Here is a 1977-nt window from a genome sequence, read left to right as displayed (position 1 = left end):
GTTGTGATGATTACTGCATTAGATGCACCGCTTGTTCCACAAGCCGTTGTACAAGTTGCTGTGTAGGTTCCTGCTATACTTACAGTGATACTAGTTGTTGTTGCGCCAGTCATCCAAGTGACAGTTCCACTACAACCTGTCGCTGTTAATGTTGCTGTTTCATTACCACACAAGCTTGTTTTGTTGCTTGCAATCGTTGGTGCATTTGGATTACCACCTGTTGTGATGATTACTGCATTAGATGCACCACTGGTTCCACATACTGTTATACAAGTTGCTGTATAAGTTCCTGCTGTACCTACTGTTATACTTGTACCAGTTGAGCCGTTGCTCCATGCCACTGTTGCACTACAACCTGTAGCTGTTAAGGTAGCAGTTTCATTGCCACACAAGCTTGTTTTGTTGCTTACAATCGTCGGTGCGCCTGGCGTAGTTCCTGGGGTAATTACTACTACATTCGAAGTTGGGCTTGTTCCGCAAGCATTCATACAAACTGCTGTATAAGTACCTGCTGTACTAACTGTGATACTTGTAGTAGTTGCGTTAGTACTCCATTTCAAAGTACCGTTGCAACCAGTCGCTGTTAACGTTGCCGTTTCATTACCACAGCTACTTGTTTTATTGCTTGCAATTGTTGGCGTAGTTGGTGCGCTACCAGTTGTTATTATGATAGCATTTGATACACTACTTGTGCCACAACTATTTGTACAAGTTGCCGTATAAGTACCTGCTGTGCTTACGCTGATGCTGTTTCCTGTTGCATTGGTGCTCCATTTCACAGTTCCACCACAACCTGTTGCTGTTAAGGTAGCTGTTTCATTACCACAAAGCATTGTTTTCGTACTTGCAATGGTTGGTGCCGATGGATTTCCACCTGAAGTAATTGTAATTACGTTTGAAGCTCCACTTGTACCACAACTACTTACGCAAATCGCACTATATGTTCCTGCTGTACCTACTGTAAGGGTACTACCTGTTGCATTAGTGTTCCATTTAACTGTTCCACCACAACCTGTCGCAGTTAAGATAGCAGTCTCGTTACCACACAAGCTCGTTTTATTAGCTGTTACAACTGGTGGCGACGGCATAACATTCTTTCTGATAACTATATTTTGACTTGGCTCACTTTCACCACATGCATTTTTACATACGGCAGTGTAGGTTCCGCCTGCACTTACTGTGATGCTGGTTGTTGTCGCGCCAGTACTCCAGGTGATATTTCCATTGCAACCTGTAGCTGTTAAGGTGGCTGTTTCAGTTCCACAAATACTATTTGTAGTTGTTTGTACTTCAGGAACAGTTGGTGCAGGCAATGTCTTGATAATAATTGAATTACTTGCATCACTTGTTCCACAACTTGTCACACATTTCACAGTATAAGTGCCTCCTGTGCTTACAATGATTGAAGTACTTGACTGACTCGTAGACCAGACAATAACACCACCATTACATCCTGTAGCTACTAAAGTAGCGGTTCCATTGCTACATAAAACATCTTTATTAGTAGTAATTGTTGGCGCTGCTGGTTTAGCACCCGAGGTAATCGTTACTGTATTCGATGCTCCACTCGTACCACAATTATTCACACAAATTGCATTATATGTGCCTGCTGTTGTTACGCTGATGCTTGAACCTGTAGAGCCATTATTCCAGGTTACTGTACCATTACAACCAGTAGCTGTCAATGTTGCGGTCTCATTGTTACATAGACTTGGCTTATTGCTAGAGATTACTGGTGCTTCTGGCGTACCACCCGGGAATATCGTAAGGATATTTGATGCTCCACTCGTTCCACATGCATTTATACAAGTTGCTGTATAGGTACCTGGTGCATTTACTGTGATACTGCTGCCACTTGCGCCTGTGTTCCATTTCACTGTACCGGTACAACCTGCGGCTACCAGAGTAGCGGTTTCGTTACCACACAGTTTTTGTTTGTCAGCACTAATGATTGGTGCAGTTGGTGCAGTTACCTTA

At 43.1% G+C, this 1977-nt stretch carries 1 pseudogene; it reads right to left on the bottom strand.

Features of this window, described 5'->3' with window-relative positions:
* A pseudogene (locus tag ACYVFA_RS23495) lies at nt 1-1977 on the bottom strand (hypothetical protein); the annotation flags it as partial.

Source organism: Emticicia fontis (assembly GCF_054779675.1).
This window is presented reverse-complemented; position numbering and strand designations above follow the sequence as displayed.